Genomic DNA, 2910 nt, shown 5'->3' with positions numbered 1-2910 from the left:
AGCAGGATTAGATCTGGATTTTAGTAGGCTTTGCCCCAAACCCAGCAACTCCCCAGTTAATTCTCTCGTCGCCACGCTATTACGCATGGTGGCTTGATGAATTTCTGGGAAACTTCAGGTTTTTAGTAATGGTGGGCTAAAAGTCGTCCCTGTTAGTCGTGATTAGGTCTTGCTATGAGTGTAAATATTGCTGAATAAATGTGTGACGATTAACAGCATGGTTTCGGTTATTTTTACTGCGGACTTGCGTTTTTTGTCTTCTGTTACAAACTCATCAATAGAATCATTGATAAAATTAATTAATCCTGTCTGCTGAATTTGTTGGTCAAAGTGTTCTTGTAATGAGCCTTTTTGCTTAGATAAACTTTGTAATTGCATGCTTAATAGCTCGGCTTGTTTTTCTAGCCATTCTGGGCTTAATTCATTTTGCGTTGGGGTTTTGCCAAAAGCATGTTGATAAACACAAATAATATCAAAGCATAAGTCCATAAATATATGGCTCATCTCTTGGTTTTGCTCATTAATCGTCATAGGAAAAAGGTGGAAGATCATTTGCGCAAGTATGGGTTGGTCTTCTTGAAATTGGTTTAAAATTTTTCTGCCTTCTGTTTCGTCAAGGTTCCTAGCGTATTCTAAGGCTTTATAAAGTTCAGGTGTGGTTAGTTCGTGCATAGTTTGCTCAGTGATTTGTTGTTTGAAGTTTTTGCATGGTGCTATTTTACAGGATCTAAAGTTTGATTCGTTCCATTAAATAACATAAACAATCTTGTCGAATAACGCGCTCATCAAGTGTTAGCATTGAAGGCATGGTTTTGCGTTTTATTTTTAATTGCTTATTATTGATAGTGAAAAATTTATCCGTGACATCTTTACCGAGTTCATCAATGGCGCGTAAGGGCATTATTGAATCCTGATTAACTATAGCCAAACTTGTATTAGCTGTGATTTCAGTGAAATTCATGCGCTCTAAGTCTTTATTAAATAATAAATCTGTATGGGTATCATTAAAACTAAAGCTAATACCTTCGGTTATTTTTACTTGGGCTGTCGTGTGAAATAGGTCAATATCCTGCGGATGCACAGGATAGGTGGCGAGTTCATTTAAGTGTAAACAGGCATTAAGATATTCAAAGGCATGGTCGGTGCCGTGCTGATGCCCAGGACGACCGCATTCTAAGGTGACAGCTGGACAAAGTTCAGCAAAGGCAGCGGACTGCACGCCTAGCGGTCTTATAAAATAGACGGTTAAACGAGCAAATAAATTAGCCAGTTGTAAATAGCGATTATCTAGCTTATTAATACAGGCATAGTGTGGGTTTAAACCGGTATTGTTATGTATATCAATACTAGCGAAAACCTTTTTGCTGCGCATAATATCGACAATTTCTTGAGCAACTATTGTTGCGGCGCACATTGGATTATCTGTACCTGGCCAAATACGATTGTAATCTGCTTGTGTATCGAGTCGGCGTAAGCCTTGTTCTGCGGCTTGTGTATTGCCAAAAAAGATGGAAATAGAACGCGGTAGTCTTTGTTGGGTATATTTTTTCAGTAGGCGCTGTACAGCTAAAAATCCCGTGGTTTCATTGCCATGTAAGAGTACGGAAATAAATAAAGGGTGTGGGTTTTTTCCTGATAAATGCAGTAGTGTCGGTTGTGGAAAAATAGTATGTAAATCTTGTGCTGTACAGCTAAGCAGTTTTTTTGGGTAGGTCGTTATTTGTTGAAGTTGCATAGTTTTAGTGTAGTTCCCATTGGCTAACGGGGGTTTCTGAGTATTGATGTGTTAAATACGCTTGCGTCATAGATTGCAAAGTTGCTTGCGGTTGTTGCATGAATTGACGCTGCCATTGACTACCGGTTTGTTTGTTGGCGATGCGTTGCTCAATAATGTTTAAGTAAGTATCAATATCAGCGCTGGCAATGGATAATGATTGTAAACCTTTTCTTGCTCTGGCTAATAAGTCCGTTTGCAGCAATTTATGTAAGCTGTGTTTTTCACCATCAAACCAAGTTATATGACTATCCAAACCATAGCGCGCAGCTTGATAGAAATTATCTTTTGCTTGAGCAAAGTCTAGAGGAATGCCAGTAGCAATAATTTCATCACATAGATTTTTACTTAAGCCATAATAAAAAGCCGCATTGGCAATGGAATCAATAATGGTTGGGCCTGCCGAAGGTGTACGATGTTCAATTCTAATGTGTGGCGTACCATCCTCATCAAAGCCGATTAAAGGTCGGTTCCAGCGCCAGATAGTGCCATTGTGCAGGCGTAAGTGATCGAAATTTGCAAGGGGCTCAAAAAATAACTCAGGTAGCAAAATAGGGAAGTGCTCTAGATTTTCTTGGAAGCATTCCATTATGGATGCGCGCGCATAACCTGAGCCAAAGCTAACGCGTTTCAATGGGCCGCGATCTGAACCTCCGTAACCGCCCGTTTCTATTGCCTGTTCAAACAGAGGAATGCGGGATTCATGCCAGAGATTTTTGCCAAATAAATAGGGGGCATTGGCGCAACTAGCAACAACCGCTGCAGAAGCAATAATTGAAGCATTATAAAAATGATGTGCTTGGTCTAGGGGAACCTGTGTGTGTAGCTGTAATGAGGTTGTTGCTGATTCTAGCATGACATCATTATGATCAAATTTTAAATGTTCTATACCACCAATCTCTAAATGGATAGGCTTGTTACGGACGTTTAATATTTGTTCATTTAATACACGATAGCGGTTCATATTCGACATGTTTTTTAAGGTCATAGCCGAACGTTTTAGCGTAGGTAGTGTGCCGATCATGAGGATATGATTATTTAAAGCTTGCGCGTGTGTACAGCAGCAATTCTCAATTTAGGATTCAGTGATAAAATAAATCCAATTCCTTACCCCAAAAAAATTCTATAAGTGATAG

At 39.3% G+C, this 2910-nt stretch carries 3 protein-coding genes; all 3 read right to left on the bottom strand.

Annotated features, from left to right (window positions below; genetic code table 11):
• Window positions 1-162 precede the first annotated feature (162 nt).
• The 3 genes from BQ7314_RS08550 to BQ7314_RS08540 are packed head-to-tail and all read right to left on the bottom strand — an operon-like array spanning window position 163 to window position 2804.
• Window positions 163-672 (bottom strand): hypothetical protein, encoded by a 510-nt coding sequence (locus BQ7314_RS08550; RefSeq protein ID WP_174483287.1) that lies wholly within the window; start codon window positions 670-672, stop codon window positions 163-165.
• A gap of 55 nt (window positions 673-727) precedes the next feature.
• Window positions 728-1735, bottom strand: coding sequence for a M14 family metallopeptidase (locus BQ7314_RS08545; protein ID WP_174483286.1), 1008 nt, complete (start codon window positions 1733-1735; stop codon window positions 728-730).
• A gap of 4 nt (window positions 1736-1739) precedes the next feature.
• Complete coding sequence (locus tag BQ7314_RS08540; protein ID WP_483444642.1) at window positions 1740-2804, bottom strand: glutamate-cysteine ligase family protein; 1065 nt, start codon at window positions 2802-2804, stop codon at window positions 1740-1742.
• Window positions 2805-2910: the final 106 nt, after the last annotated feature.

The organism is methanotrophic endosymbiont of Bathymodiolus puteoserpentis (Logatchev) (assembly GCF_900128525.1).
Taxonomy (GTDB): Bacteria; Pseudomonadota; Gammaproteobacteria; order Methylococcales; family Methylomonadaceae; genus Methyloprofundus.
This window is presented reverse-complemented; position numbering and strand designations above follow the sequence as displayed.